The sequence below is a fragment of the Haloarcula sp. JP-Z28 genome, from assembly GCF_011440255.1.
Classification (GTDB): domain Archaea; phylum Halobacteriota; class Halobacteria; order Halobacteriales; family Haloarculaceae; genus Haloarcula; species Haloarcula marismortui.
The window spans coordinates 1-1,197 of record NZ_JAAOHT010000126.1; the positions used below are offsets into that span (position 1 = coordinate 1).

The window sequence follows — 1,197 nt, forward strand, 5'->3', positions numbered from 1 at the left end:
CGTCCCAGACCATGACTCCGTATATGGAACGTGTGGTCGCAAGCGATGACCCGATGATAGATGTCGACCGACTGCGAGCGGAACTCGACGCTGATGTCGTCGTCGCGGAGACAGACGACGAGGACGCGGTCCGGGACGCCGCTGCCGGGGCAGCGGGCCTCGTCGTGGACGTGAACACGCCGGTCACTGCCGGCGTGCTTGACGCGCTGGACGAGCTCAAGATCGCTGCGAGAGCGGGCGTCGGTATCGACAACATCGACGTGTCTGCGGCGGCAGACAACGGCGTGACCGTCACGAACGTCCCCGAGTACTGTACCGACGAGGTCGCTACCCACACGGTGACGCTACTGCTTGACTGTGTTCGGACGCTTACGGCCTACGACCGCGACGTTCGCGACGGCGGCTGGGGCTGGGAGCGAACCCGGCCGGTGCATCGCGTCCGCGACCAGACGCTGGGTCTCGTCTCTTTCGGCCCCATCGCGCGGCGGGTGCGCGACCAACTGCGTGGCTTTGACCTCGACGTGATTGCCTACGACCCCTACGTCGATGCCGAGGAGATGGCCGACGCCGATGTCGAAAAGGTCGCGCTGGAGACGCTGTACGAGCGAGCTGACTACGTTTCCCTCCACGCGCCGCTGACCGGGGAGACGGCAGAGATGATAGACGCCGACGCGCTCGCAGCGATGCGTGAGCAGGCAATTCTGGTCAACACCGGCCGTGGCGGCCTCGTCGACGAAGCGGCGCTCCGGACGGCGCTGGAGGACGGAATGATTGGAGCGGCGGGTCTCGATGTACTCGCCGAGGAACCGCCGACGGCTGACCACCCGCTGGTCGGCCTTGACAACTGTATTGTCACACCGCATGCGGCCTGGTACTCTGAGGAAGCTCGCGACGACCTCAATGCCGCCGTCGCGGCGAACGTCGAAGCCGCGCTGGCCGGCGAGACGCCGCCGAACCGAATCGACCCGGACACGGACTGGCTGTAGCGCCTTTGCAGGTGCAAGTGCCGCGTCGCCGGCCCCGCCGGTCGTATCAACCATACTAGCTTATCTCCTGTGGCAGCCTCCTCTCAGACATGACAACGCGGTTACTTACTGTGCTGGTGGTGTCACTGCTCGTCCTTGCCGGGTGTCTCGGCGGCGGTCCGGCGGTGGGCGACGGGACTGATGCAGACGACGGCGGGGCCGCACCGGCAGA

Annotated in this window: 1 protein-coding gene; it reads left to right on the forward strand. The window is 66.2% G+C overall.

Features of this window, described 5'->3' with window-relative positions; translation table 11 throughout:
* Positions 1-23: 23 nt before the first annotated feature.
* Entirely contained in the window at positions 24-986 is a 963-nt protein-coding gene (locus G9463_RS23140) for a C-terminal binding protein (RefSeq protein WP_165895760.1), read from the forward strand.
* The last annotated feature ends 211 nt before the right edge of the window (positions 987-1,197 follow it).

Bases quoted from the DNA above. Each gene is read 5' to 3' on its own strand.
- G9463_RS23140 (WP_165895760.1), top strand. From the start codon at position 24: ATGGAACGTGTGGTCGCAAGCGATGACCCGATGATAGATGTCGACCGA.